The 26,160-nt window shown below is 69.5% G+C and carries 24 protein-coding genes, 1 tRNA gene and 1 pseudogene; 22 read left to right on the top strand and 4 right to left on the bottom strand.

What is annotated here, in order from left to right:
• Positions 1–112: 112 nt before the first annotated feature.
• On the bottom strand, positions 113–286 hold the full coding sequence (locus tag ACZ58V_RS02140; RefSeq protein ID WP_471287909.1) for a Cif family virulence factor: 174 nt from the start codon (positions 284–286) through the stop codon (positions 113–115).
• Positions 287–625: 339 nt separating this feature from the next.
• Positions 626–1,531 carry an NADP-dependent oxidoreductase gene (locus ACZ58V_RS02135; RefSeq protein WP_468188070.1) on the bottom strand — a complete coding sequence of 302 codons (906 nt, stop codon included), beginning with the start codon at positions 1,529–1,531 and terminating at the stop codon, positions 626–628.
• Positions 1,532–1,977: 446 nt separating this feature from the next.
• On the opposite strand from ACZ58V_RS02135, the gene ACZ58V_RS02130 reads away from it, so the two are divergent.
• Entirely contained in the window at positions 1,978–2,334 is a 357-nt protein-coding gene (locus tag ACZ58V_RS02130) for a MerR family transcriptional regulator (protein ID WP_037673837.1), read from the top strand.
• Positions 2,335–2,679: 345 nt separating this feature from the next.
• Here ACZ58V_RS02130 and ACZ58V_RS02125 read toward each other — a convergent pair.
• A pseudogene (locus ACZ58V_RS02125) lies at positions 2,680–3,156 on the bottom strand (ATP-binding protein); the annotation flags it as partial.
• Positions 3,157–3,269: 113 nt separating this feature from the next.
• Positions 3,270–3,341 (bottom strand) — tRNA-Arg (locus tag ACZ58V_RS02120).
• Between the two features lie 116 nt (positions 3,342–3,457).
• Between ACZ58V_RS02120 and ACZ58V_RS02115 the strand changes: the two genes are divergently transcribed.
• From ACZ58V_RS02115 to ACZ58V_RS02015, 21 genes are all read left to right on the top strand, one after another.
• The gene (locus tag ACZ58V_RS02115) at positions 3,458–3,970 is read left to right on the top strand and encodes a response regulator (RefSeq protein ID WP_468188072.1); all 513 of its coding nucleotides are present in this window, start codon (positions 3,458–3,460) and stop codon (positions 3,968–3,970) included.
• A gap of 105 nt (positions 3,971–4,075) precedes the next feature.
• On the top strand, positions 4,076–5,137 hold the full coding sequence (nrtL, locus tag ACZ58V_RS02110) for an ArgS-related anticodon-binding protein NrtL (protein WP_471287908.1): 1,062 nt from the start codon (positions 4,076–4,078) through the stop codon (positions 5,135–5,137).
• Positions 5,138–5,148: 11 nt separating this feature from the next.
• A complete protein-coding gene (lysA, locus tag ACZ58V_RS02105; protein WP_468188076.1) occupies positions 5,149–6,540 on the top strand; it encodes a diaminopimelate decarboxylase in 1,392 nt (463 codons plus the stop codon).
• A 142-nt stretch (positions 6,541–6,682) separates the two neighbouring features.
• The gene (locus ACZ58V_RS02100) at positions 6,683–7,975 is read left to right on the top strand and encodes a homoserine dehydrogenase (RefSeq protein ID WP_468188078.1); all 1,293 of its coding nucleotides are present in this window, start codon (positions 6,683–6,685) and stop codon (positions 7,973–7,975) included.
• Between the two features lie 6 nt (positions 7,976–7,981).
• Complete coding sequence (gene thrC / locus ACZ58V_RS02095; RefSeq protein WP_468188079.1) at positions 7,982–9,040, top strand: threonine synthase; 1,059 nt, start codon at positions 7,982–7,984, stop codon at positions 9,038–9,040.
• 340 nt (positions 9,041–9,380) lie between these two features.
• Complete coding sequence (gene thrB, locus ACZ58V_RS02090) at positions 9,381–10,310, top strand: homoserine kinase (protein WP_189723219.1); 930 nt, start codon at positions 9,381–9,383, stop codon at positions 10,308–10,310.
• Between the two features lie 390 nt (positions 10,311–10,700).
• The gene (gene rho, locus ACZ58V_RS02085; protein ID WP_471287905.1) at positions 10,701–12,737 is read left to right on the top strand and encodes a transcription termination factor Rho; all 2,037 of its coding nucleotides are present in this window, start codon (positions 10,701–10,703) and stop codon (positions 12,735–12,737) included.
• Positions 12,738–12,867: 130 nt separating this feature from the next.
• The gene (locus tag ACZ58V_RS02080) at positions 12,868–14,655 is read left to right on the top strand and encodes a trypsin-like serine protease (protein WP_471288723.1); all 1,788 of its coding nucleotides are present in this window, start codon (positions 12,868–12,870) and stop codon (positions 14,653–14,655) included.
• A gap of 210 nt (positions 14,656–14,865) precedes the next feature.
• Positions 14,866–16,002: an LCP family protein gene (locus ACZ58V_RS02075; protein WP_468188083.1), complete on the top strand. Its 1,137-nt coding sequence runs from the start codon at positions 14,866–14,868 to the stop codon at positions 16,000–16,002.
• A 171-nt stretch (positions 16,003–16,173) separates the two neighbouring features.
• The gene (rpmE, locus tag ACZ58V_RS02070) at positions 16,174–16,395 is read left to right on the top strand and encodes a 50S ribosomal protein L31 (protein ID WP_003992975.1); all 222 of its coding nucleotides are present in this window, start codon (positions 16,174–16,176) and stop codon (positions 16,393–16,395) included.
• A gap of 108 nt (positions 16,396–16,503) precedes the next feature.
• Entirely contained in the window at positions 16,504–17,580 is a 1,077-nt protein-coding gene (prfA, locus tag ACZ58V_RS02065) for a peptide chain release factor 1 (protein ID WP_468188085.1), read from the top strand.
• Between the two features lie 32 nt (positions 17,581–17,612).
• The gene (gene prmC / locus ACZ58V_RS02060; protein WP_311127758.1) at positions 17,613–18,458 is read left to right on the top strand and encodes a peptide chain release factor N(5)-glutamine methyltransferase; all 846 of its coding nucleotides are present in this window, start codon (positions 17,613–17,615) and stop codon (positions 18,456–18,458) included.
• A 70-nt stretch (positions 18,459–18,528) separates the two neighbouring features.
• Positions 18,529–19,176 (top strand): L-threonylcarbamoyladenylate synthase, encoded by a 648-nt coding sequence (locus tag ACZ58V_RS02055; protein ID WP_382832890.1) that lies wholly within the window; start codon positions 18,529–18,531, stop codon positions 19,174–19,176.
• Positions 19,173–19,853, top strand: coding sequence for an arsenate reductase/protein-tyrosine-phosphatase family protein (locus tag ACZ58V_RS02050; RefSeq protein WP_215118527.1), 681 nt, complete (start codon positions 19,173–19,175; stop codon positions 19,851–19,853). The genes ACZ58V_RS02055 and ACZ58V_RS02050 overlap by 4 nt, the downstream gene beginning before the upstream one ends.
• A 72-nt stretch (positions 19,854–19,925) precedes the next feature.
• Complete coding sequence (locus tag ACZ58V_RS02045; protein WP_471287900.1) at positions 19,926–21,164, top strand: serine hydroxymethyltransferase; 1,239 nt, start codon at positions 19,926–19,928, stop codon at positions 21,162–21,164.
• Between the two features lie 129 nt (positions 21,165–21,293).
• Positions 21,294–22,619, top strand: coding sequence for an MraY family glycosyltransferase (locus ACZ58V_RS02040; protein ID WP_468188091.1), 1,326 nt, complete (start codon positions 21,294–21,296; stop codon positions 22,617–22,619).
• Positions 22,620–22,916: 297 nt separating this feature from the next.
• A complete protein-coding gene (locus ACZ58V_RS02035) occupies positions 22,917–23,354 on the top strand; it encodes a hypothetical protein (RefSeq protein WP_468188093.1) in 438 nt (145 codons plus the stop codon).
• 273 nt (positions 23,355–23,627) lie between these two features.
• On the top strand, positions 23,628–24,395 hold the full coding sequence (gene atpB / locus ACZ58V_RS02030; protein ID WP_382832954.1) for a F0F1 ATP synthase subunit A: 768 nt from the start codon (positions 23,628–23,630) through the stop codon (positions 24,393–24,395).
• 65 nt (positions 24,396–24,460) lie between these two features.
• The gene (locus tag ACZ58V_RS02025) at positions 24,461–24,700 is read left to right on the top strand and encodes an ATP synthase subunit c family protein (RefSeq protein ID WP_030246434.1); all 240 of its coding nucleotides are present in this window, start codon (positions 24,461–24,463) and stop codon (positions 24,698–24,700) included.
• A gap of 38 nt (positions 24,701–24,738) precedes the next feature.
• Positions 24,739–25,287 carry a F0F1 ATP synthase subunit B gene (locus tag ACZ58V_RS02020; RefSeq protein ID WP_189723229.1) on the top strand — a complete coding sequence of 183 codons (549 nt, stop codon included), beginning with the start codon at positions 24,739–24,741 and terminating at the stop codon, positions 25,285–25,287.
• A complete protein-coding gene (locus ACZ58V_RS02015; protein WP_233878801.1) occupies positions 25,284–26,099 on the top strand; it encodes a F0F1 ATP synthase subunit delta in 816 nt (271 codons plus the stop codon). Before ACZ58V_RS02020 ends, ACZ58V_RS02015 begins: the two co-directional genes overlap by 4 nt.
• Positions 26,100–26,160: the final 61 nt, after the last annotated feature.

The following is a 26,160-nucleotide window of genomic DNA, read 5'->3' as shown; positions in this document are numbered from 1 at the left end:
GCAGCGTCGTTCCCTTCCACGGTAGAACAATGGCGGGTATGGGGCGAAAGTGACTTAAATGTCCCTACGGTCCCTCGCCGCCGTAGAGGGTCGAGGCGTCGGCCTTCGGTGATCATTCAGGGGCGTGTGCATGGGTGCCGAAGGGGTTGTCGATGACGTACCGCCAACGGCCGTCCGAACCCCGCCGGGCGACGTCGGTGGCAGTGCCCTCGACGTGCACAGCCTGTCCCTCCCGGTCGGTCCCGTCGATGACCCAGTTGGCTTCGTAGGTGACGGTTGACGCCACTTGTAGGTCAGTTCTGACTCCACCCGGTGCCTGGGAGACCCGATTCTGTAGGTGGGAAATGACTCCACCTGGCGGGCCCCGCTGCGACCGATTGAGAACCCGTATGTGAACCCCACTCACGGGCTGCTGAAGCTCGATGAGGCCAGTGTCCCGTGGGCGACGGCTCATGTGCCACGTGCGGTGCCCGAGTGGGGGCGGCCTGCTTGACGAGGCGACCTGGAGATCGGCCCGCTTCGGACCGCCCGCTCGCCGGTACCGATCGAGGGCACGCTCGCTACGCAGGCCCGCACGTTGCGAGTCACCTACCTCGTGGGCCTGTTCAGATACAGATCGGCCTGCTCAGATGCAGATCACGATCTTTCCTCGGGTGCGTCCGCGCTCGGCGTGCGCGTGGGCGTCGGCGATCCGCTCCAGGGGGTAGGCCTGTTCGATACGGGGTGTGTAGCGGCCTTGCCCGCCCAGTTCCGCCGCCGCGGACAGGAGAGTGGAATCGTTCTCCGCGTTGACCACATGCGCGCCCAGGCGCTGCCCGCCCGCGTGGTCGGCGACCGTCGCGACGCGCTTCGGGTCGCCCGCGATCGCGACGAGGTCGTCCAGGGAGCCGGAGGCCGCGGTGTCGAGCACGATGTCGACGCCGTGCGGAGCGAGGGTGGTGAGGCGCTGTGCGAGGCCGGGGCCGTAGGTGGTGGGAACGGCGCCGAGGGAGGTGAGGAACTCGTGGTTGCGTTCACTGGCTGTCCCGATCACAGTGGCACCTTGCGCTACCGCGATCTCGACCGCCGCGCTGCCCACGCCTCCGGCGGCGCCCTCGACGAGAAGGGTGCGCCCCGCGAGGGAGCCGAGCGCGTTCAGTCCACCCATCGCGGTCACGGACGCGAGACCGGCACCAGCGGCCTGCTCGTCGTTCCACGTGGCGGGGGTGTGCGCCCAGGCCGAGAGGATGAGCAGCTCCGCGGTCGCGCCGGTGACGCCGCCCAGCCCGAAGACCCGGTCGCCGATGCTCACCCCCTGCACCCCGTCGCCGATCTCGTCGACCACACCGGCGCCGTCGCGCCCGGGAATGTCGGGCAGATCCAGGGGAATCAGCTGGTGCAGGGCGCCGGAGCGCAGCTTCCAGTCGATGGGATTGACGCTGGCCGCCGCGACGCGGACACGGATCTCACCGGGTCCGGGGTGGGGGTCGGGGGCCTGCTCGATCACCAGGCTCTCCGCTCCGCCGTATTCGTGGAACCGGGCTGCGCGCATAATGGTCTGCCTTACTTTGACGGGCCGGAATGACATGTTCATCCGGCGCTCGTCACTCTAGAACCTGACGTTGACGTGAGGTGCAAGCCGCAACTGCCGCCCGGCCGGAGGAGGGCAGGCGCGGATGGGGGAGGTTGCCGAGCGGGCGGGGGTGAGCGTGGGGGCCTGCGCCACTACGAGGGATCACGCCGCCCGTCACGGTCGACACCCGTGTGCCCTCGGGCGGGCTCGGCGATCCCGGCACGACGCGAGGGCTGCCGTGCGTACGTGAACCGCGTGAACGCCCCTCGGGTCCGCCACCGCCCCTCGGGTCCGCCACCGGGTCATGATCAATCTCGGCGCAGGCAGCGGTTCGATCGGCCCCCAGGGCTGCCCCCGGAGCCGGTATTGCTAGCCTAAACCTGACGTCAACGTGAGGTACGAGCGGGAAGGGAGTGACCTGCGTCATGCGCATCGGACAGCTCGCCAGGCGGTCAGGGGTCAGCGTGCGGGCCCTGCGCTACTACGAGGAACAGCGGCTCCTGGAATCGACGCGGACGCCCGGTGGGCAGCGTGACTATCCCGACGAAGCCCTGGAGCGGGTCCAACTCATCCAGGACCTCTTCGCGGCCGGCCTCTCCAGCCGTACCGTCGTCGAACTCCTGCCGTGCGTGAGCACCGGCGTCGCGACCCCCGCCATGCTCGACCAGCTCATCATCGAACGCGACCGCATCGCCGCACGCATCCAGGACCTGACCCGGGCCAAGACCAAACTCGGCCGCGTGATCGAGAATGTGACCGCGGCGAACGTGGCGCAGGACTGATCAACCCGTCGCGAGGGGTGGGGCCCCGACCTATCCGGCATCTGCCGGGCGACATCGCGCGTGAACAGGTCTCCCCACCCGGTCGGGTCCGTGAGCGCCACCGCCACCCCTCCCCTGTACCCGCCATGGACGATCAACGCCTCCACGGTTTCGGCCGAGCGAATCCCACTCGTACATGCCTGACTTGCCTTACATCGCTTCAACCCGTTGACCTGTAGAGACACTTGACAGCACTAGATGGAAGGAGAAGCGATTCGACGCCTGACCGCTCGGTACTGCCCGGCAAGTAGAGGACTGGAGAAGGGCGTCGCCGTGCCCCGGCCCCGTAGGACGGCGCCGTCTTCTTCAGCCCGCGGCGACCGCGGCGGCCTTCTGTTCGGCGCGGGCGCGGGTGGCGGCCAGACGGTAGGAGTCGGTGCCGGTCTCGATGATGTTGCCGCCGAACGTCAACCGGTCCACGATCGCCGCGCAGAGCCTTGGATCAGTGAACGTCTTGGTCCACCCTCCGAAGGATTCATTGGAAGCCATCGCCACAGAATTCTTTTCCTCACGCTCCGTCAATACCTGGAACAGCAGCTCCGCCCCACGACGATCAAGCTCCATATACCCCAATTCATCAATACAGAGAAGGTCGACGCGGCCGTAGCGGGCGATGGTCTTGGCCAGCAGCTTCTCGTCGGCCCCCTCCACCAGCTCGTTGACGAGCTTGGTGGCCAGCACGTATTTCACCCGGTACTCGTGCATCGCCGCCTCGGTGCCCAGCGCGATGAGCAGGTGCGACTTGCCGGTTCCGCTGTCGCCGATCAGGCACAGCGGCCCCAGATCCCGTCCATAGCTCACCCAGCCGCTTCCGGCGGCACAAGCCTGCACATACGCGAAGACCCCGCACTCAGCGTCTCCGCTGATGACGGGGTCTTTAGGCACCTCATACAGGGTGCCCCCGGCAGGATTCGAACCTGCGCACACGGCTCCGGAGGCCGTTGCTCTATCCCCTGAGCTACGGGGGCGTATCGGTCGCGATTGCTCGCGGCGACGGGTAGAACACTACCAGCTCCCTCAGGGTGGTCATCAACGGGTTTCCGCTGTCGAGGGCGGGTGTGCGGGTCGCCCGTGCGGGGTGGAAGTGGGGAAAACCCGGACGCGGTGGCCGGGGCCGACCTACTCTCGAGTTGTGCCAGGCGCGTCGGGTCGGGTGCTTGTTGTGGACGACAACAAGGTCATCCGGCAGTTGATCAGGGTCAACCTCGAGCTGGAGGGGCTGGAGGTCGTGACCGCGGCCGATGGTGCCGAGTGCCTCGATGTCGTTCATCAAGTGCGGCCCGATGTCGTGACCCTCGACGTCGTCATGCCCCGGCTGGACGGGATCAGGACCGCCGCTCGGCTGCGGACCGATCCGCTGACCCGCGACCTCCCCCTCGCCATCATCAGTGCCTGCACCCAGCACGAGGTCGAGGCCGGCCTGGATGTCGGTGTCGACGCCTTCCTCGCCAAGCCCTTCGAGCCCGCCGAACTGGTCGGGATGGTGCGGCAGTTGATGGAGCGGGCGCGGCGGCGGGAACGGCAGGGCGGTGGTGGCCCCGACGCCGGGGGCGATGCCGCCCAGGCGCAGACGTTCGATCAGCCGGCCGTGCCGTAGGTGACGGGCAGTCGCTCGGCCTCCTGAGGGAAGCCGCGTCCACATCCCGGACCCTCCCTAAACCGGGTCGCATACCCACCCCCCTCCTCCCATACGCTGGTGCCCGTGACCCCCGTCGAGCTCTCCCGCACCGTGCTGCACGCCGTGCGTCGCGCTGTCGACGAGGGTGAGCTCAGCGTGACCGTGCCGGAGCGGGCCGTGGTCACGCCCCCGGGCCCCGGGGGCTGCGGCGACTACGCCACCAACATCGCCCTCCAGTTGTCCCGTGCGGCGGAGCAGCCGCCCCGGCGCGTGGCCGAGATACTGCGAGTGCGTCTCCTCGACGACCAGCGCATCACCGACGTCGTCGTCACCGGGGCCGGGTTCCTCAACCTCAGCCTGGAAAGCGCGGCGTCCGCCGCGCTCGTCGACGAGATCCTTCGGCGCGGGCGGCGGTACGGCCATGCCGCGGGGGTCGGCGGAAATTTCGTCGAACTCCGGTGCCCGGCAGAGGTCCGCGCCGCCGTGGTCGCGGATGCCACGGCCCGACTGCTGCGCAGCCGGGGCGACTCCGTCCGCATCACATACGACGGCCGGCCCGCGCCGGAGTGGGAATCCGTCCTGGGCGTGGACACCCAGGGCGTGGACACCCAGGGTGTGGACACCGACGGCGCGGACGTCACCATCCGCCCCGTCCCCGTCCCCGTCCCCGCCTCCGCCGACCCCCTCCCCCTCGGCCGGGACGCCGCCCGCTGGGCCCTGCTGTACCCCGCCGCGCACGACCGGCCCAGGATCAACGGCGATCATCTGGTCCAGCGGGAGACCAACCCCCTCTTCCGCATCCGGTACGCCCACGCCCGCACCCGGGCCCTGCTGCGCAACGCCGACGACCTCGGCTTCCGGCCCGAGCCCGGCCCCGTCAACGGTGCGCAAGCCCTGGTCGCCCTACTCGGCGACCACCCCCGCATCCTCGCGGCCGCCGCCACCGACCACACCCCCGACCGTCTGGCCAGGCACCTCGTCACCGTCGCCGACGCCACGCTGCCGTCGCTCTCCGCCGTGCTGCCCCTCGGCGAGGAGAAACCCTCGGCCGCCCACCGCGCCCGGCTCGCGCTCGCCGAAGCCGCCGGGACGGTGCTGGCCGGCGGCCTGTCCCTGCTCGGCATCGAAGCACCCGATCACCTCTGAAAGAAACGAATATGAGCCGTTCCGCACACCCCGCCGGGCCCCGTCACGCCGATGTCTACCCCGAGGGCCACTACTCCGCCCCGCCCGCCGACCTCAACGCCCTGGACCCCAAGGTGTGGGCCGAGACCGTCACGCGGGACGAGGACGGTGTCGTCACCGTCGGCGGTATCGCCGTCACGGAGCTCGCCGAGGAGTTCGGCACCCCCGCCTACGTCCTCGACGAGGCCGACTTCCGGGCACGCGCGCGTGCGTGGCGCACCGCCTTCGGGACCGACGCCGACGTCTTCTACGCGGGCAAGGCGTTCCTCTCCCGTGCCGTCGTGCGCTGGCTGCACGAGGAAGGGCTGAACGTCGACGTCTGCTCCGGCGGCGAGCTGGCCACCGCCCTCTCCGCCGGCATGCCCGCCGACCGCATCGCCTTCCACGGCAACAACAAGTCCGTCGACGAGATCACCAGGTCCGTCGAAGCCGGCGTGGGCCACATCGTGCTCGACTCCTTCCAGGAGATCGCCCGCGTCGCCCACATCGCGCAGAGCCTCGGGAAGCGGCAGAAGGTCCTGATCCGGATCACCGTCGGCGTCGAGGCCCACACCCACGAGTTCATCGCCACGGCCCACGAGGACCAGAAGTTCGGCATCCCGCTGGCCGGCGGGCACGCCGCCGAGGCCGTACGCCGTGCCCTGCAGCTCGACGGGCTCGAGCTCGTCGGCATCCACAGCCACATCGGCTCGCAGATCTTCGACATGTCCGGGTTCGAGGTCGCCGCCCACCGCGTCGTCTCGCTGCTCAAGGACGTCCGCGACGAGCACGGTGTCGAGCTGCCGGAGATCGACCTCGGCGGCGGGCTCGGTATCGCGTACACCAGCGACGACGACCCGCGCGAGCCGCACGAGATCGCCAAGGCGCTCACCGAGATCGTCACCAGGGAGTGCGAGGCCGCCAAGCTGCGCACGCCGCGCATCTCCGTCGAGCCGGGGCGCGCCATCGTCGGCCCGACCGCCTTCACGCTCTACGAGGTCGGCACCATCAAGCCCCTGGACGGGCTGCGGACGTACGTCTCCGTCGACGGCGGCATGTCGGACAACATCCGCACCGCGCTGTACGACGCCGAGTACAGCGTCGCGCTCGTCTCCCGCACCTCCGACGCCGAGCCGATGCTCGCCCGCGTCGTCGGCAAGCACTGTGAGAGCGGGGACATCGTGGTCAAGGACGCGTTCCTGCCGGCCGACCTGGCACCGGGTGACCTCATCGCCGTACCGGCGACGGGCGCCTACTGCCGGTCCATGGCCAGCAACTACAACCACGTGCTGCGGCCGCCGGTCGTCACCGTGCACGACGGCGAGGCCCGGGTGATCGTCCGCCGCGAGACCGAGGAGGACCTGCTGCGTCTCGACGTCGGCTGAGCCACGCCAGGGGTGGAAGATCTCCTGTCTTCCACCCCCGTACAAATGAAATAGATATCTCACGATCCGGACGAAGGGCAGAAAGTCCCGTCCGGTGAGTGAGACTGGTGCAACCGTAGACGGTATGAGGAAACGAGGTCGGATGATGCGTACGCGTCCGCTGAAGGTGGCGCTGCTGGGCTGTGGAGTGGTCGGCTCAGAGGTGGCGCGCATCATGACGACGCACGCCGACGACCTCACAGCCCGGATCGGCGCCCCCGTGGAACTCGCGGGCGTGGCCGTACGGCGGCCCGACCGGGTCAGGGAGGGCATCGACCAGGACCTCGTCACCACCGACGCCACCGCCCTCGTCAAGCGCGGCGACATTGATGTCGTGGTGGAGGTGATCGGCGGGATCGAGCCCGCCCGGACCCTCATCACCACCGCCTTCGAGCACGGCGCCTCCGTCGTCTCCGCCAACAAGGCGCTGCTCGCCCAGGACGGGGCCGCCCTGCACGCCGTCGCCGAGCAGCACGACAAGGACCTCTACTACGAGGCCGCCGTCGCCGGTGCCATCCCGCTGATCCGGCCGCTGCGCGAGTCCCTCGCCGGCGACAAGATCAACCGGGTGATGGGCATCGTCAACGGCACGACCAACTTCATCCTCGACAAGATGGACTCGACGGGGGCCGGCTACCAGGAGGCCCTCGACGAGGCCACCGCCCTGGGATACGCGGAGGCCGACCCGACCGCCGACGTCGAGGGCTTCGACGCCGCCGCCAAGGCCGCCATCCTCGCCGGTATCGCCTTCCACACGCGCGTGCGTCTCGACGACGTCTACCGCGAGGGCATGACCGAGGTCACCGCCGCCGACTTCGCCTCCGCACGGGAGATGGGCTGCACCATCAAGCTGCTCGCCATCTGCGAGCGGGCCGCGGACGGTGCGTCCGTCACCGCGCGCGTGCACCCCGCCATGATCCCGCTGAGCCACCCGCTGGCCTCCGTCCGCGGCGCCTACAACGCCGTGTTCGTCGAGTCCGACGCCGCCGGGCAGCTCATGTTCTACGGGCCCGGAGCGGGCGGTTCCCCGACCGCCTCCGCCGTGCTCGGTGATCTCGTCGCCGTGTGCCGCAACCGCCTCAGCGGCGCGACCGGACCGGGCGAGTCCGCCTACGCCGCCCTGCGGGTGTCGCCGATGGGCGAGGTGGTCACGCGCTACCACATCAGCCTCGACGTGGCCGACAAACCGGGTGTTCTCGCCCAGGTCGCGACCGTGTTCGCCGAGCACGGAGTCTCGATCGATACGGTTCGCCAGTCGGGGAAGGACGGCGAGGCCTCCCTCGTCGTCGTCACGCACCGTGCGTCCGACGCCGCCCTCACCGGGACCGTCGAGGCGTTGCGCAAGCTCGACACCGTGCGTGGTGTCGCCAGCATCATGCGGGTTGAAGGAGAGTAACCAGCAATGACCCACCAGTGGCGCGGAATCATCGAGGAGTACCGGGACCGGCTGCCGGTATCCGACACCACGCCGGTCGTGACGCTCCGCGAGGGCGGCACGCCGCTCGTGCCCGCGCAGGTGCTCTCCGAGCGCACGGGCTGCGAGGTCCACCTGAAGGTGGAGGGCGCGAACCCCACCGGGTCCTTCAAGGACCGCGGCATGACCATGGCCATCACCCGGGCCAAGGAGGAGGGGGCCAAGGCCGTCATCTGCGCCTCCACCGGCAATACGTCGGCCTCCGCCGCCGCGTACGCCGTGCGGGCCGGGATGGTCTGCGCCGTGCTCGTGCCGCAGGGCAAGATCGCGCTCGGCAAGATGGGCCAGGCCCTCGTGCACGGAGCGAAGATCCTCCAGGTCGACGGCAACTTCGACGACTGCCTCACCCTCGCGCGCGCTCTGAGCGACAACTACCCCGTCGCGCTGGTCAATTCGGTCAACCCGGTACGTATCGAGGGTCAGAAGACCGCCGCCTTCGAGATTGTGGACATGCTGGGCGACGCGCCCGACATCCACGTCCTGCCGGTGGGCAACGCGGGCAACATCACGGCCTATTGGAAGGGCTACAAGGAGTACGCCGCCGACGGCGTCTCCGCCCGGACCCCCCGGATGTGGGGCTTCCAGGCTTCCGGCAGCGCCCCGATCGTGCGCGGCGAGATCGTCAAGGACCCCTCGACCGTCGCCACCGCCATCCGCATCGGCAACCCGGCGTCGTGGAACCACGCGATCGCCGCGCGGGACGAGTCCGGCGGCTTCATCGACGAGGTGACGGACCGTGAGATCCTGCGCGCCTACCGGCTGTTGGCCTCGCAGGAGGGCGTCTTCGTCGAGCCCGCGTCCGCCGCGTCCGTCGCCGGTCTGCTGAAGGCCGCCGAGCAGGGCAAGGTCGACCCGGGGCAGCGGATCGTGTGCACCGTCACCGGCAACGGTCTGAAGGACCCCGACTGGGCCGTCGCCGGCGCCCCGCAGCCGGTCACCGTCCCCGTCGACTCGGCAGCCGCGGCGGAGCGCCTCGGACTCGTCTGACGTGCGCGGACGTGCCGAGCGCCGGTGGAGCGCTCGGCACGGTCCGGCGTAAGACGGCGCTTGCCCGGGGAGGTTCCCCGCAGGGGGTGCACAGGGCTCATACGACACGCATCGTGCGCCTCCTGTGCGCCCTATGTCGCCACAGAACCTTCTTTCGATAGGCTGTACTGAACCCGCCCGCCGCATATGCCTCCGCATAGAGCACGGTGCCGCGCCGTCTTTGCGGCCGGGACAGCGGCCGGCCATCCCGGTCGGCAGCGGCCCCCAGGGTTCTCGTACGCATCGAATGTCCATCGAACGTCATTCGACAATCACGCAGCTCAAGGAGAGTCATCGAGCGATGGCCGGTCCAGCGTTCCGCGCCGCCGCCGTCCGGGTGCGCGTCCCCGCCACCAGCGCCAACCTCGGCCCGGGCTTCGACGCCCTCGGCCTCGCGCTGGGCTTGTACGACGACGTCGTCGTCCGGGTGGCCGACTCCGGGCTGCACATCGACATCGCGGGTGAGGGCAGCGAGACGCTCCCGCGCGACGAGAAGCACCTCCTCGTCCGTTCCCTGCGCACGGCCTTCGACCTGCTCGGCGGACAGCCGCGCGGCCTGGAGATCGTCTGCGCCAACCGCATTCCGCACGGCCGGGGCCTGGGCTCCTCCTCGGCCGCCATCTGCGCCGGGATCGTCGCCGCCCGCGCCGTGACCATAGGCGCCGACGCCAAGCTCGACGACACCGCGCTGCTCGAGCTCGCCACCGAGATCGAGGGCCACCCCGACAATGTCGCGGCGTGTCTGCTGGGCGGCTTCACCCTTTCCTGGATGGAGGGCGGCGCGGCCCGCGCGATCAGGATGGAGCCCGCCGATTCCATCGTTCCGGTGGTTTTCGTGCCCGGAAAACCAGTTCTGACGGAGACGGCGCGCGGCCTGCTCCCGCGCTCCGTTCCGCACGTCGATGCCGCGGTCAACGCGGGCCGGGCCGCCCTGCTCGTCGAGGCCCTGACGCGGCGCCCCGAGCTGCTGCTGCCCGCCACCGAGGACCGCCTGCACCAGGAGTACCGCGCCCCTGCCATGCCCGAGAGCGCGGCGCTGGTGGAGCGGCTGCGGGCCGAGGGCGTCCCCGCGGTCATCTCCGGCGCCGGACCGACGGTCATGGCGCTGACCGACGCGGGCACCGCCGACAAGGTCGAGGCCCTGGCGGGCGCGGACTGGGCCGCGAACCGGCTGAGTCTCGATCAGCAGGGCGCGAGTGTTCTTCCGCTCGCGGCCCCCGGTGACTTCTAAAAGCACACGGTTGCCGGATTTCGAGAGGGGGAATGTTTGTTGGATCCGGTAGTGTTAACCTCAAGTCTGCACCCGACCCCACCATGGCGAGGTGCCTCGTGTCCCCGTCCGGGACAGACATTCTTCCGGGAGCCCCCCAAGCCGCACTGTGTTTCGTACGCCGTACGCGGACACTGAGCGGGGCGCAGGGCACGCTCCGGAACCGGTGCGACCACGCCGCGTGACACTGACACTGGGTGCCACGGCTCAAGGAAGCGCCATCACCAGATTCCTCCGCCGCTTAGGCGGACCACCGCCCCGGCACGGTTCACACCACACGGACCGAAGTCGGACAGCACAACCGGTCGCCGAGCCAGACAGGCCGACGTCCGCTCCAGGGAAGGACCCTTCGTGAGCGACACCACCGATCTGATGGGCGCACGTGTCGAGGAGACCGCTGCCGCGCCCGCCACGGACGCCTCCGCGCCTGCCAGCGGTGCCGGCTCCCGGCGGCGCCGCGGTACCGGCCTCGACGGCATGGTGCTGGCCGAGCTGCAGCAGGTCGCATCAGGCCTCGGCATCAAGGGCACCGCGCGTATGCGCAAGAGCCAGCTGATCGAGGTCATCAAGGAGGCGCAGGCGTCCGGCGGCGCCGCTCCGGCCGCGAAGGCCGACGCCCCCGCCGAGACCAAGCCGAAGCGCCGCGCCACCTCCCGGACCCGTACGGGGGACAACGCCGAGAAGGCGGAGAAGAAGGCCGACGCGAAGCAGGCCTCCGAGGCCCCCGCCGAGAAGGCCGACAAGGCCGTGGCGCAGCAGCAGATCGAGATCCCCGGTCAGCCCGCCAGTGACGACGCGCCCTCGGAGCGCCGTCGTCGCCGCGCCACCGCCGACGCCGGAGCCCCGGCCTCCGCTCCCGAGACGGTCGCCGCCGAGGCGAAGAACGACGCCAAGGCCGAGGCCCCGGCGCAGCAGTCGCAGCAGCAGTCCCAGAACGACGCCAAGTCCGACGCCGGTGACGGCGGCGAGGGCCGCCGCCGCGACCGCCGTGACCGCGGCCGGGACCGCGACCGCGACCGTGACCGTGACCGCGGCGGCCGGGGCAACAAGGGCGACGACCAGCAGGGCGGCCAGCGCGGCCAGCAGCAGGGCCAGCAGCAGGGCGGCGGCGGTCGTCAGGACCGTGGCCAGCAGCAGCAGGACGACGACGATTTCGAGGGCGGCCGTCGTGGCCGTCGCGGGCGCTACCGCGACCGTCGTGGCCGTCGCGGCCGCGACGACGTGCAGGAGCCGCAGATCACCGAGGACGACGTCCTGATCCCCGTCGCGGGCATCCTGGACATCCTCGACAACTACGCCTTCATCCGCACGTCCGGCTACCTGCCCGGCCCGAACGACGTGTACGTCTCCCTCGCCCAGGTCCGCAAGAACGGCCTGCGCAAGGGTGACCACATCACCGGTGCCGTGCGTCAGCCGAAGGAGGGCGAGCGCCGCGAGAAGTTCAACGCGCTGGTCCGCCTGGACTCCGTCAACGGCATGGCGCCCGAATCCGGGCGCGGGCGGCCGGAGTTCAACAAGCTGACGCCGCTGTACCCGCAGGACCGGCTCCGTCTGGAGACGGACCCGGGCGTGCTGACCACCCGCATCATCGACCTCGTGTCGCCGATCGGTAAGGGCCAGCGTGGTCTGATCGTGGCCCCGCCGAAGACCGGCAAGACCATGATCATGCAGGCGATCGCCAACGCGATCACGCACAACAACCCCGAGTGCCACCTGATGGTCGTCCTGGTCGACGAGCGTCCGGAAGAGGTCACCGACATGCAGCGGTCGGTCAAGGGCGAGGTCATCTCCTCGACCTTCGACCGCCCGGCCGAGGACCACACGACCGTCGCCGAGCTCGCCATCGAGCGCGCCAAGCGGCTGGTCGAGCTCGGGCACGACGTGGTCGTCCTGCTGGACTCCATCACGCGTCTGGGCCGCGCCTACAACCTCGCCGCCCCGGCCTCCGGCCGCATCCTGTCCGGTGGTGTCGACTCGACGGCGCTGTACCCGCCGAAGCGCTTCTTCGGTGCCGCGCGGAACATCGAGGACGGTGGCTCGCTCACCATCCTGGCCACCGCGCTCGTCGACACCGGGTCCCGCATGGACGAGGTGATCTTCGAGGAGTTCAAGGGCACCGGCAACGCCGAGCTCAAGCTCGACCGGAAGCTCGCCGACAAGCGCATCTTCCCGGCGGTGGACGTGGACGCGTCCGGTACCCGTAAGGAAGAGATCCTGCTCGGCAGCGACGAGCTCGCCATCACTTGGAAGCTGCGCCGTGTGCTGCACGCCCTCGACCAGCAGCAGGCGATCGAGCTGCTCCTGGACAAGATGAAGCAGACGAAGTCGAACGCCGAGTTCCTGATGCAGATCCAGAAGACGACGCCGATGCCGGGCAACGGCGACTGAGGCAAGGACTGCGCAAAGGGCCGCCCCCGTCCGGAAACGGACGGGGGCGGCCCTTTGTGGTGTTCGTGTGCAGGTAGGATCACGCTCTTCGAACATGTGATCCCGAGGGGGGACATACGTGGGTACATCCATGCCTGGGGGCGGGCGGCACAGACGCCGGATACGCATCGCACTACCCGTCGCATCGGCCGGTATCGCCGCCGCCGTGGCAGCCGCGCTGCTGACGACATCCGCCGACGCGGCCACCCCGCTGCCGCAGCCGACGGTCAAGCCCGCCACCAGCTCGCCGTCGTCCGCCGAGCTGGAGAAGCGCGTCGCGGGCGCCCTGGCCGGCGACGACACCGCGGGCAGGGCGAGCAAGGCGTCGCTGAGCGCGAGCACGAACGAGGGCCGCATCGACCCGAAGGTCATCGGCGGCAGCCAGACCACCATCACCTCGGCCCCGTGGATGGCGCAGCTCCACTACTACGACGACCGGGGCACCTCGAGCACGAGCGACGACATCGGCTTCTTCTGCGGCGGCGCCGTCGTCGCCCCGACGAAGATCCTCACCGCCGCGCACTGCGTCAAGGGCTACAACTGGAACGCCAACGGCGCCGTCGTCACCGGCACCTCCCAGCTGCCCTCGGCCGACGGCACCGACCTGCACGGCGGCACCGTCACGGGCGTCTGGCGGCAGTGGAACCACTCGTCGTACAACGCGACGACCATCGACAACGACATCGCGGTGCTCACCCTGCCGGTCCCGGTCAAGGCCAAGCCGATCCGCATGACGACATCCGGTGACACCACGTCGTACAAGGCCGGCACCAGCGCCAAGGTCTACGGCTGGGGCCGCACCAGCTCCACCAGCGACGCCATCTCCGAGACGCTGAAGACGGCCACGCTGCCCGTCCAGTCCGACACCACCTGTGCCGGCGCCTACGGCAGTGACTTCGTCAAGGGCCACATGGTCTGCGCGGGCAAGCCCGCGACCGGCAGCGACACCGGCACCACCTCCGCCTGCAACGGCGACTCCGGCGGCCCGCTGGTCGTCGACAACCGGATCGTCGGTGTCGTGTCCTGGGGCGTGACCGACTGCGTGGCGAAGGGCGCCTACAGCGTCTTCAGCAAGGTCAGCACGTACGTCGGCACCGCCTATCCGCGCGTCGACGACACCAACATCAGCGGCGACCACAAGGCCGACCTGTGGGTGCGCAACGCCTCCACCAAGACCGGCTACTCCAAGGACTCCAAGGGCACGTCGTTCGCCGCCCGCGAGTCCTGGGGCAACTGGAACGGCTTCAACGTCGTCCTGCAGACCGACCTCGACCGCGACGGATACCAGGACCTGGTCTACCGGCGCAGCAGCGACGGCGACCTCTTTTGGACCCACTACGTGGTCTCCAGCGGCACCTGGTCGACCAAGCAGATCGCCGACAACTGGAAGACCCGCACCCGCGTCATCACCCCTGGTGACGTCACCGGCGACTACCTGCCCGACCTGCTCTCGGTCGACTCCGCGGGCGTCATGTGGATCTACCCGGGCAAGGGCAACGGCACCTTCGCCGCCCGCGTGAAGGTCGGCTCCGGCTGGAACCAGTACAACTCCGTGCGCGGCAAGGGCGACTTCACCGGCGACGGCAAGACGGACCTGATCGCCCGCAGCAAGTCGGGCAGCCACATCTACCTCTACAAGGGCACCGGCAAGTCCGGCTCCGGCGCCTTCTCGGCCCGGGTCAAGGTGCGCTCCTGGGGCGGCTACAACGCCTTCGACGCGACCGGCGACATCACCGGCGACGGCAAGGCCGACTTCCTGGCCCGCACCCCCGGCGGCACGCTCTACCTGTACCCGGGCACCGGCAAGGCGACCAGCGAGATCTTTGCCACAAGGAAGTCCGTAGGTACCGATTTCAAGCAGTACGACATCTTCGGCTGAAACCGCAGGTGAACGGGATATACCCCGCTGTGACGAACACGCACTGTGCCCACCGCCGTACGCGGTGGGCACAGTCCGTTGTGCAACCCTTTCCCGAGTTTCCCCGTCTGACCAGGCGGAGCGACGATGGTGCCAGGGGGGAGTCCCCCGACCGAGTACGCCTGGCACCGACCGCAGGGGGTAAGCGACCGAAGACGAGCCGAGGAGCACATGTCTGCCGAGAGCACGCCGGGTCCGGGTATACCGGGCGAGACCGGCACACCCGGACCGCGCCACCGCACCAAGGGCCGACGCCGTAAGCCCCGCAAGCGTCACAAGGGCATGATGATCATGGCCTGGACCGCGGCGGGCATCGTCGTCCTGGGCGGGACCGGGGCGGGGTACGTGTACTTCAAGCTCAACGGCAACCTCAAGAGCGTCGACATCGACCAGGCCCTCGGCACCGACCGGCCCAAGAAGGCCGACAACGGTTCCGAGAACATCCTGGTCCTCGGCTCCGACACCCGCGCCGGCGGCAACAAGAAGCTCGGCGGCGGCACCGACGACGGCAGCGCCCGCTCCGACACGGCGATGATCGTGCACGTCAACAAGGGCCACAAGAAGGCCAGCGTGGTCTCCATCCCGCGTGACACCCTCATCGACCGGCCCTCCTGCACGGACACCAAGGGCAAGCAGTACCCCGCCGCGAACGGCGTCATGTTCAACTCCGCGTACTCCACGGGCGGGGCCGCCTGCGCCGTGAAGACCGTCGAGTCGATCACCGACCTGCGCATGGACCACTACCTGGAGGTCGACTTCGCCGGCTTCCAGACGCTCATCGACGACCTCGGCGGCGTCGAGGTCACCACGAGCAAGGCCATCGACGACCCCGACAGCCACCTGAAGCTGAAGGCCGGTACCCACAGACTCGACGGTGAGCAGGCCCTCGGCCTGGTCCGCACCCGGCACGGCGTGGGCGACGGCTCCGACCTGGGCCGCATCCAGCTCCAGCAGGCCTTCATCAAGGCCCTGCTCAACCAGGTCAAGGACGTCGGCGTCTTCTCCAACCCGAAGAAGCTCTACGACCTCGCGGAAACCGCGACCAAGACGGTGACCGCCGACTCCGACCTCGGCTCGGTCGACAAGCTCGTCTCCTTCGCGAACGGCCTCAAGGGCATCACCCCGTCGAACATGAACATGGTCACGATGCCGGTCGCCTACGACCCCGCCGACCCCAACCGCGTCCTCCTCCAGGAGAAGAAGGCCGACCAGATCTGGAAGGCCCTGGAGAACGACAAGCCGATCCCGAAGAGCGCGACGAAGGGCTCGGCAACCGGTGAAGCGAACGGCGTGGTGTCGTCCTCTTAGGGGCGCGGGGAACCGCGCGAGCAACCCAATCCCGCCCGCAGGGAACAAACAACGGCAACCCCCGGTTTTGGGGGATGGCCCCAGTCCTGGCAGACTGGTACGTCGGCTCCGGTTCACGCTCCCGCATCCCGCGTCAGCGACCCGGCGCCCTCCCGAAACCTAGGAGACACCTTGAAGCGCGACATCCACCCCGAGTACGTCGAGACGCAGGTCAGCTGCACCTGCGGCGCGTCGTTCACGACTCGCAGCACCATCGAGTCCGGCACCATCCGTGCCGACGTCTGCTCCGAGTGCCACCCGTTCTACACGGGCAAGCAGAAGATCCTCGACACCGGTGGCCGTGTGGCCCGCTTCGAGGCCCGCTTCGGCAAGGCCGCCGGCTCCAAGAAGTAGCGAGCCTCCATTCGCCGGTCCGCGGACGCGCCCCCTCACCGGGCGCTCCGGGACCGGCGTTTTTGGTCGCCCGCCCCTTCACCCCCCGTCCGTACACAGGAGCCCAAGATGTTCGAGGCCGTCGAGGAACTCGTCGCCGAGCACGCCGACCTGGAGAAGAAGCTCGCCGACCCGTCGGTGCACTCCGACCAGGCCAACGCGCGCAAGCTGAACAAGCGTTACGCCGAGCTCACCCCGATCGTCGCCACGTACCGCTCCTGGACGCAGACGGGCGACGACATCGAGACCGCGCGCGAACTGGCCGCCGACGACCCCGACTTCGTGGCCGAGGTCAAGGACCTGGAGCGGCAGCGCGAGGAGCTCACGGAGAAGCTGCGCCTTCTCCTCGTCCCGCGCGACCCCAGTGACGACAAGGACGTCATCCTCGAGATCAAGGCCGGCGCGGGTGGCGACGAGTCGGCGCTGTTCGCCGGCGACCTGCTGCGCATGTACCTGCGCTACGCCGAGCGGGTCGGCTGGAAGACCGAGATCATCGACGCCACCGAGTCCGAGCTGGGCGGCTACAAGGACGTCCAGGTCGCCGTGAAGACCAAGGGCGGCCAGGGCGCCACCGAGCCCGGCCAGGGCGTCTGGGCGCGGATGAAGTACGAGGGCGGTGTGCACCGCGTGCAGCGGGTGCCGGCGACGGAGTCCCAGGGCCGTATCCACACCTCCGCGGCCGGTGTGCTGGTCACGCCGGAGGCCGAGGAGGTCGACGTGGAGATCAACCCCAACGACCTCCGGATCGACGTCTACCGCTCCTCCGGGCCGGGCGGACAGTCCGTCAACACCACCGACTCCGCCGTGCGCATCACGCACCTTCCCACCGGAGTCGTCGCCTCCTGCCAGAACGAGAAGAGCCAGCTGCAGAACAAGGAGCAGGCACTGCGTATCCTGCGCTCGAGGCTGCTCGCAGCGGCGCAGGAGGAGGCGGAGAGGGAGGCCGCCGACGCCCGCCGCAGCCAGGTCCGCACCGTCGACCGCTCCGAGAAGATCCGCACGTACAACTTCCCGGAGAACCGCATCTCGGACCACCGCGTCGGCTTCAAGGCGTACAACCTGGACCAGGTCCTGGACGGCGACCTCGCCGCGGTGATCCAGGCGTGTGTCGACGCGGACTCGGCGGCCAAGCTGGCCGCCGCGTAAGACACGTAGGAGACGAGTACCGGAGGACTTGCGTGAACCTGCTGCTCGCGGAGGTGGCCCAGGCCACCCAGCGGCTCGCCGACGCCGGCGTGCCCTCGCCGCGCACCGACGCGGAGGAACTCGCCGCGTTCGTGCACGGCGTCAAGCGCGGCGAGCTGCACTCCGTCAAGGACTCCGACTTCGACGCCCGTTACTGGGAGGTCATCGCCCGCCGCGAGGCCCGCGAGCCGCTCCAGCACATCACCGGGCGGGCCTACTTCCGGTACCTGGAACTCCAGGTCGGCCCCGGGGTGTTCGTGCCGCGCCCCGAGACCGAGTCCGTGGTCGGCTGGGCCATAGACGCCGTACGGGCCATGGACGTCGTCGAGCCGTGCATCGTCGACCTGTGTACCGGCTCGGGCGCCATCGCGCTCGCCCTCGCCCAGGAGGTGCCGCGCTCGCGCGTGTACGCCGTGGAGCTGTCCGAGGACGCCCTCAGGTGGACCCGCAAGAACGTGGAGGGGTCCAGGGTCGAGCTGCGCCAGGGAGACGCCCTGACGGCCTTCCCCGACCTGGACGGCCAGGTCGACCTGGTCATCACCAACCCGCCGTACATCCCGCTCACCGAGTGGGAGTACGTCGCCCCGGAGGCGCGGGACTACGACCCCGACCTGGCCCTCTTCTCCGGCGAGGACGGCCTCGACCTGATCCGTGGCCTGGAACGCACCGCGCACCGGCTGCTGCGCCCCGGCGGCGTCGTGGTCGTGGAGCACGCCGACACCCAGGGCGGCCAGGTGCCGTGGATCTTCACCGAGGAGCGGGGCTGGGCCGACGCGGCCGACCATCCGGACCTCAACAAGCGCCCGCGTTTCGCCACGGCCCGCAAGGCGCTGCCGTGAGCACTCCGATCACCCCGCAGTCTTCGCAGTCTTCATCCCAGCAGCACGTGTACGAGGAGGCCAGCTAAAGATGGCACGGCGATACGACACCAACGACGCGACCGACCGCGTGACCGGTCTGCGTGAGGCAGCGTCCGCCGTCCGCCGTGGCGAGCTGGTGGTGCTGCCGACGGACACGGTGTACGGCATCGGCGCCGACGCGTTCTCCTCGGAGGCCGTCGCCGACCTGCTGGACGCGAAGGGCCGGGGCCGCAACATGCCCACCCCTGTCCTCATCGGCTCGCCGAACACCCTGCACGGGCTCGTCACGGACTTCTCCGAGCTGGCCTGGGAGCTGGTCGACGCCTTCTGGCCGGGCGCGCTGACCGTCGTCGCCAAGCACCAGCCGTCCCTGCAGTGGGACCTCGGGGACACCCGTGGCACCGTCGCCGTGCGCATGCCGCTGCACCCGGTCGCCATCGAGCTGCTGACCGAGGTCGGCCCGATGGCCGTGTCGTCCGCCAACCTCACCGGCCACCCGGCGCCGGAGGACTGCGACGCCGCGCAGGAGATGCTCGGCGACTCCGTCTCCGTCTACCTCGACGGCGGCCCGACCCCCGGCAACGTGCCGTCGTCGATCGTCGACGTGACCCGTGAGGTGCCTCTGCTGCTGCGCGCGGGCGCGATCTCGGCCGACGAGCTGCGAAAGGTCGTACCCGACCTCGAGGTGGCGAATTGACGGCCCCTGGAGCGGGGCGTGGCATAGGCAACGGGGAAAGCGCGGCGGAGATCACGACGACGTTCGTGGGGCTTCCGCGTGACAGCTTCCGCATCCTCCACGTCAGTACCGGCAATGTGTGCCGCTCGCCCATCACCGAGCGGCTGACCCGCCATGCCGTGCGGGAGCGCCTCGGGATCCTGGGCGGCGGTCTGATCGTGGAGAGCGCGGGTACCTGGGGCCACGAGGGCGCGCCCATGGAGTCCCACGCGGAGACCGTCCTGGCCGACTTCGGCGCGGACGCCTCCGGCTTCACCGGGCGCGAACTCCTCGACGAGCACGTGATCCGCGCCGACCTGGTGCTGACCGCCACCCGGGACCACCGGGCCCAGGTCATCTCGATGGGGCACTCGGCGGGCCTGCGGACCTTCACGCTCAAGGAGTTCACCCGTCTGGTGAAGGCCATCGACCCGGCGACCCTGCCTCCCCTGGAGGAGGGCGTGGTCACCCGCGCGCGTGCGCTGGTGCGTGCCGCGGCGGCTCTACGCGGGTGGCTCCTGGCGCCGAACGCCGAGGCGGACGAGGTGTACGACCCGTACGGGGCGCCCCTGACGTTCTTCCGGTCCATCGGGGACGAGATACACCAGGCACTCGATCCGGTGGTCACGGCCCTCACGGGTGTCCCCGCGAAGACGTAACCGACCGAGCGCCCCGGGGGCCCCGGGCCTACATTGGACGTACGTCACCGTCGACGCCGCCCGGAGCCCATCATGACGGTCACCCCTGCCATCGAGGCCGACGTCCTGCGCCACCAGGACCCCGAGCTCGCCGACATCCTGCTCGCGGAGCGGGAGCGGCAGTCGACGACGCTCCAGCTGATCGCCGCCGAGAACTTCACCTCGCCGGCCGTGCTGGCCGCCCTCGGCTCACCGCTGGCCAACAAGTACGCCGAGGGCTACCCGGGGGCGCGCCACCACGGCGGCTGCGAGATCGTCGACGTCGCCGAGCGCCTCGCCGTGGACCGGGCCAGGGCCCTGTTCGGCGCCGACCACGCCAACGTCCAGCCGCACTCGGGCTCTTCGGCGGTGCTGGCCGCCTACGCCGCCCTGCTCCGCCCCGGCGACACCGTCCTCGCCCTCGGCCTGCCTTACGGCGGCCACCTCACCCACGGCTCGCCCGCCAACTTCTCCGGCCGCTGGTTCGACTTCGCCGGATACGGCGTGGAGGCCGAGTCCGGGTTCATCGACCACGAGCAGGTGCGCACCCTGGCCCGCACGCGCCGGCCCAAGGCGATCGTGTGCGGTTCGATCGCCTACCCCCGGCACATCGACTACGCCTTCTTCCGCGAGGTCGCCGACGAGGTGGGCGCCTACCTGATCGCGGACGCCGCGCACCCCATCGGGCTCGTCGCGGGGAGGGCGGCGCCGAACCCGGTGCCGTACGCGGACATCGTCTGCGCGACCACCCACAAGGTGCTGCGCGGCCCGCGCGGCGGCATGATCCTGTGCCGCGCGGAGCTGGCCGAGCGGGTCGACCGGGCCGTGTTTCCTTTCACACAGGGCGGCGCGCAGATGCACACCATCGCCGCCAAGGCGGTCGCGTTCGGGGAGGCGGCAACACCGGCGTTCGTCGCGTACGCCCATCAGGTGGTCGCCAATGCGAGGGTTCTCGCGGCCCGGCTGGCCGCCGAGGGCCTGGTCGTCACCACCGGTGGCACCGACACCCACCTCATCACGGCCGACCCGGCACCCCTGGGCGTCGACGGGCGCACCGCCCGTGGCCGTCTCGCCGCGGCCGGCCTGGTCCTGGACTGCTGTGCGCTTCCTCACGGCGACACCCGGGGCCTCAGGCTGGGCACGGCCGCGGTCACCACGCAGGGCATGGGAGAAGCCGAGATGGCGAGGATCGCCAAACTGCTCGCGGGCGTGCTCAGGGGCGTGACCGAGACCGCCAGGGCCCGTGAAGAAGTGCGGGAGCTGGCCGGTGGATTTCCGCCGTATCCGCGCTGAGTGGGGGTAGACGCACCAGGGTGCACAGCCACTCGTGCAACCATCGTCGCTACCCGGAAGTCCCCACCCATATGCGCGCATCGCTAGGGTGTGGGGCTGTGATGGCCAGCGAGACCTGTGGGGAAGCCCGTGCGTGAATACCTGCTGACGCTCTGCATCACGGCCGCGGTGACGTATCTGCTGACAGGGCCGGTACGGAAATTCGCGATCGTGGCCGGAGCGATGCCGGAGATCCGGGCACGTGACGTGCACCGGGAACCCACTCCGCGGCTCGGCGGGATCGCGATGTTCTTCGGCCTGTGCGCGGGGCTGCTGGTCGCCGACCACCTGACCAACCTCAGCCAGGTCTTCGAGACGTCGAACGAACCCCGGGCGCTGCTGTCCGGGGCGGCGCTGATCTGGCTGATCGGTGTGCTGGACGACAAGTTCGAGATCGACGCCCTGATCAAGCTGGGCGGCCAGATGATCGCCGCGGGCGTGATGGTCGTGCAGGGTCTGACGATCCTGTGGCTGCCGATCCCGGGCGTCGGTTCGGTCGCGCTCTCCCAGGGGCAGGGCACGCTGCTGACGGTGGCGCTGGTCGTCATCACCATCAACGCGGTCAACTTCGTCGACGGCCTGGACGGTCTGGCGGCGGGCATGGTGTGCATCGCGGCCGCGGCGTTCTTCCTGTACGCCTACCGCATCTGGTACTCGTACGGCGTCGAGGCCGCCGCCCCCGCCACTCTCTTCTCGGCGATCCTGATGGGCATGTGCCTCGGCTTCCTGCCGCACAACATGCACCCGGCGCGGATCTTCATGGGCGACTCGGGCTCCATGCTCATCGGCCTGGTCCTGGCCGCCGGCGCGATCTCCGTCACCGGGCAGGTCGACCCGGACGCGCTCAACCTGTACGTGGGGTCCGAGAAGGAGGCCGTGCACCAGACGGTCCCGGTCTACATCCCGCTGCTGCTGCCGCTGACCATCATCGCGGTGCCCGCCGCCGACCTGATCCTGGCCATCGTGCGGCGCACCTGGCGGGGCCAGTCGCCGTTCGCCGCCGACCGCGGCCACCTGCACCACCGCCTCCTGGAGATCGGCCACTCGCACAGCCGCGCGGTGCTGATCATGTACTTCTGGTCGGCGCTGATCGCGTTCGGGGCGCTCGCCTACTCGGTCAACTCGGCGTCCATGTGGATCGTGCTCGGCGTCGTGTTCCTCAGCGCGATCGGTCTGCTGCTGCTTCTGCTGCCGCGCTTCACGCCGCGCGCCCCGCGCTGGATGGAGCGCTTCGTGCCGCCGCGCTACCGGCGCCGCGGCTCGGTCGCCGCCCTCGCACCCGAGGCCTCGACGCCGGCGTCAGCGGCGGCCGCGGCGGCCGTGTCAGGGGTCTCCGGTGTCTCCGGTGTCAACGGGGCGACCGCCATCGGCCCCCGTTCGCGTCTGGCGGACCGGCGCAAGGCCGGGACAAGGTAAGAATCTGACTAGAGCATTGCCAAGTCGTGGGGTTGTGATGGGGGAGCGAAGTGCCCCAATACCAGACAAGTCGGCGCCGTTCTTGCACAGACGCGCAGCTTCACTCTCATGTGTGACAGCTCGCACACCCCCAGGTAAAGACTGCATCAAATAGTTTGTGATACGGTTCACGAGAACCCCCGGATAGAGCCGAAGGACCGCAGTGCGACGGTCCATTGGCGTGAGGACTCCACTCAGCCCGGGACTACGCTCGTCCATGACGACACCCCTGCCCCCTGCGAAAGCGGAGTTGCCGCCATGCCGTCCAATGACGCCCGGAATCTTCTGCAGTGCGCTGTGCCCACAGCGGCTGCCGGTGCGGTCGTGGTCGCCGTCAGTGGCGTGGTGGCCGGAGGCAAGGGAGCCGTCGGAGCGGCCGTCGGCACGGTGCTGGCCATTCTCTTCATGGGGGTCGGCCTGTTCGTTCTCCAGTGGACGGCAAAAACGCTCCCGCAGTTGTTCCAGGCCATGGGGCTGATGCTCTATGGCGCCCAGTTGCTGCTGCTTCTGATCTTCGCCGCCGTCTTCAAGGACACCTCTCTCTTCAACCCGAAGACGTTCGCCATCGGGCTCGTCGTCGCGACCGTCGTATGGATGGCCGCGCAGGCCCGTGCGCATATGAAGGCCAAGATCTTCTACATCGACCCGGACTCGGAGAAGGGCGAGAAGCCCGAGAAGACCGGGTCGTCGTCGTGACGAGTAGGGGCGCGATAAAGGGCAGTACGAACTCCTGCTATCGTCCGGTGCCAACTGCGGCATCGCGGGCGCGGGCATCTGAGCTGACGCCTGCTCGAACGCGAGGCTCGATGCCCCAAAGCCGCCCTCACATCCGTAACACCAGTCCAGTGCCGATCCGCGGCTGCGCGCCGCGCCGACACAACGAGGTTGCCGTACCCATGCGTCACGCCGAAGGAGCCCCCGGTGAGTGCTGACCAGACCCAGCTCGCCTTTGACTGGAGCTGTCGGATCATGTCCGACGGGTGTGGTTTTCCGGCACCGGGCCTGCACTCGTTCCTCTTCAAGCCGATCGCCACGGTCGGGGGGTTCGAGTTCAACAAGGTGATGCTGCTCGCCATCATCACCACCGTCCTCGTCATCGGCTTCTTCTATGCGGCCTTCGGCAAGGCCAAGGTGGTGCCGGGCAAGCTGCAGATGGTCGGTGAGGCCGGCTACGACTTCGTCCGCCGCGGCATCGTCTACGAGACGCTCGGCAAGAAGGAGGGCGAGAAGTACGTCCCCCTGATGGTCTCGCTGTTCTTCTTCATCTGGATCATGAACATCTGGTCCGTGATCCCGCTGGCGCAGTTCCCGGTGTCGTCGATCATCGCGTTCCCGGCCGTCCTGGCCGTGATCGTCTACGTGACCTGGGTCTCGCTGACCTTCAAGAGGCACGGCTTCGTCGGGTTCTTCAAGAACGTCACCGGCTACGACAAGTCGCTCGGCGGCGTGCTGCCGCTCGTGATGGTCATCGAGTTCTTCTCGAACCTGCTCGTCCGGCCGTTCACGCACGCGGTGCGACTCTTCGCCAACATGTTCGCCGGTCACCTGATGCTGGTCATGTTCACCGTCGCCTCCTGGTACCTGCTGAACAGCTGGATGATCCCGGCGGCCGGTGTCTCGTTCGTGATGACCATCGCCATGATCGGCTTCGAGCTCTTCGTGCAGGCCGTCCAGGCGTACGTCTTCGTACTCCTCGCCTGCACGTACATCCAGGGCGCTCTCGCCGAGCACCACTGAGCCCCACCACCCCAGTCGTCCGGTGGCCAACCCCCACCGGTCCGTTAAGAGAAGGAAGATTCAGCATGGCTGCCACTGAGACCCTTGCCGCTGTCTCCGGTTCCATCGGTTCCGTCGGTTACGGCCTCTCGGCTATCGGCCCCGGCATCGGCGTCGGCATCATCTTCGGCAACGGCACCCAGGCCCTCGCCCGCCAGCCCGAGGCCGCCGGCCTGATCCGTGCCAACCAGATCCTGGGCTTCGCCTTCTGTGAGGCGCTCGCCCTCATCGGCATCGTCATGCCGTTCGTGTTCGGTATTGACTAAAGATTCCCTACCGACAGGCATCGACGAAAGGCACTGATGTGATCGCCAACCTGGTGCAGCTGGCGGCCGAGGAAGAGCAGAACCCGCTCGTTCCTCCGGGCCCCGAGCTGCTCGTCGGCACCATCGCCTTCGCCATCGTGTTCTTCTTCTTCTGGAAGAAGCTGCTTCCGAACATCAACAAGGTTCTGGAGGAGCGCCGCGCGGCGATCGAAGGCGGTATCGAAGAGGCCGAGACCATGAAGGTCGAGGCCCAGAGCGTCCTTGAGCAGTACAAGGCACAGCTCGCCGAGGCCCGGCACGAGGCCGCGCGCCTGCGCCAGGAGGCGCAGGAGCAGGGCGCCACGCTCATCGCCGAGATGCGGGCCGAGGGCCAGCGTCAGCGCGAGGAGATCATCGCGGCCGGCCACTCCCAGATCGAGGCCGACCGCAAGGCCGCCGCGTCCGCGCTGCGCCAGGACGTCGGCAAGCTCGCCACCGACCTGGCCGGCAAGCTCGTCGGGGAGTCCCTCGAGGACCACGCCCGCCAGAGCCGCGTGATCGACCGGTTCCTCGACGACCTCGAGGAGAAGGCCGAGGCCGGGCGATGAACGGAGCGAGCCGCGAGGCCCTGGCAGCCGCACGAGAGCGTCTCGACGCGCTGACGGACTCCACGTCCGTCGACGCGGGCTCGCTCGCCGACGAGCTGGCCGCCGTCACCGCTCTGCTCCACCGCGAGGTTTCGCTGCGTCGGGTCCTCACCGACCCGGCGCAGGCTGGAGAGGCCAAGGCCGAGCTGGCCCAGCGTCTGCTCGGCACCCAGGTCAGCGGCCCGGCCGCCGACCTGGTCGCCGGCATGGTGCGCTCCCGCTGGTCGCGGTCGCGCGACCTGGTGGACGCGCTGGAGCAGCTGGCCGACACGGCCGACCTCACCGCCGCGCAGAAGGCCGGCAAGCTCGACGACGTCGAGGACGAGCTGTTCCGGTTCGGCCGGATCGTCTCCGGCAGCACCGGGCTGCGTGCCGCGCTGACCGACCGGAAGGCCACCACCTCGGCCAAGAGCGAGCTGCTGCGCAGCCTGCTCGGCGGCAGGGCGCAGTCGGCCACCGAGCGTCTGGTGACGCGCCTTGTGACCGCGCCGCGGGGACGTAGCCTGGAGTCGGGACTGGAGTCCCTGTCCAAGCTCGCCGCCGAGCGCCGGGAGCGCATGGTGGCCATCGTCACCTCGGCGGTGCCGCTGAGCGACCCGCAGAAGCGACGCCTGGGCGCCGCCCTCGCGAAGGTCTACGGCCGCCAGATGCACCTCAACCTGGACGTGGACCCCGAGGTCCTCGGCGGAATCCGGGTGCAGGTCGGCGACGAGGTCATCAACGGCTCCCTCGCGGACCGGCTGGAGGACGCGAGCCGCCGCCTGGCGAGCTGAGCAGCAACTCAATAGCACCACGTACTTACGACGGCCCTGGTTGGGCCGTGCAGAAGAATCC

It is taken from the genome of Streptomyces sp. NPDC040589, from assembly GCF_055594445.1.
Note: the sequence above shows the minus strand (reverse complement) of the source record. Positions and strands in the feature narration are given on the sequence as shown.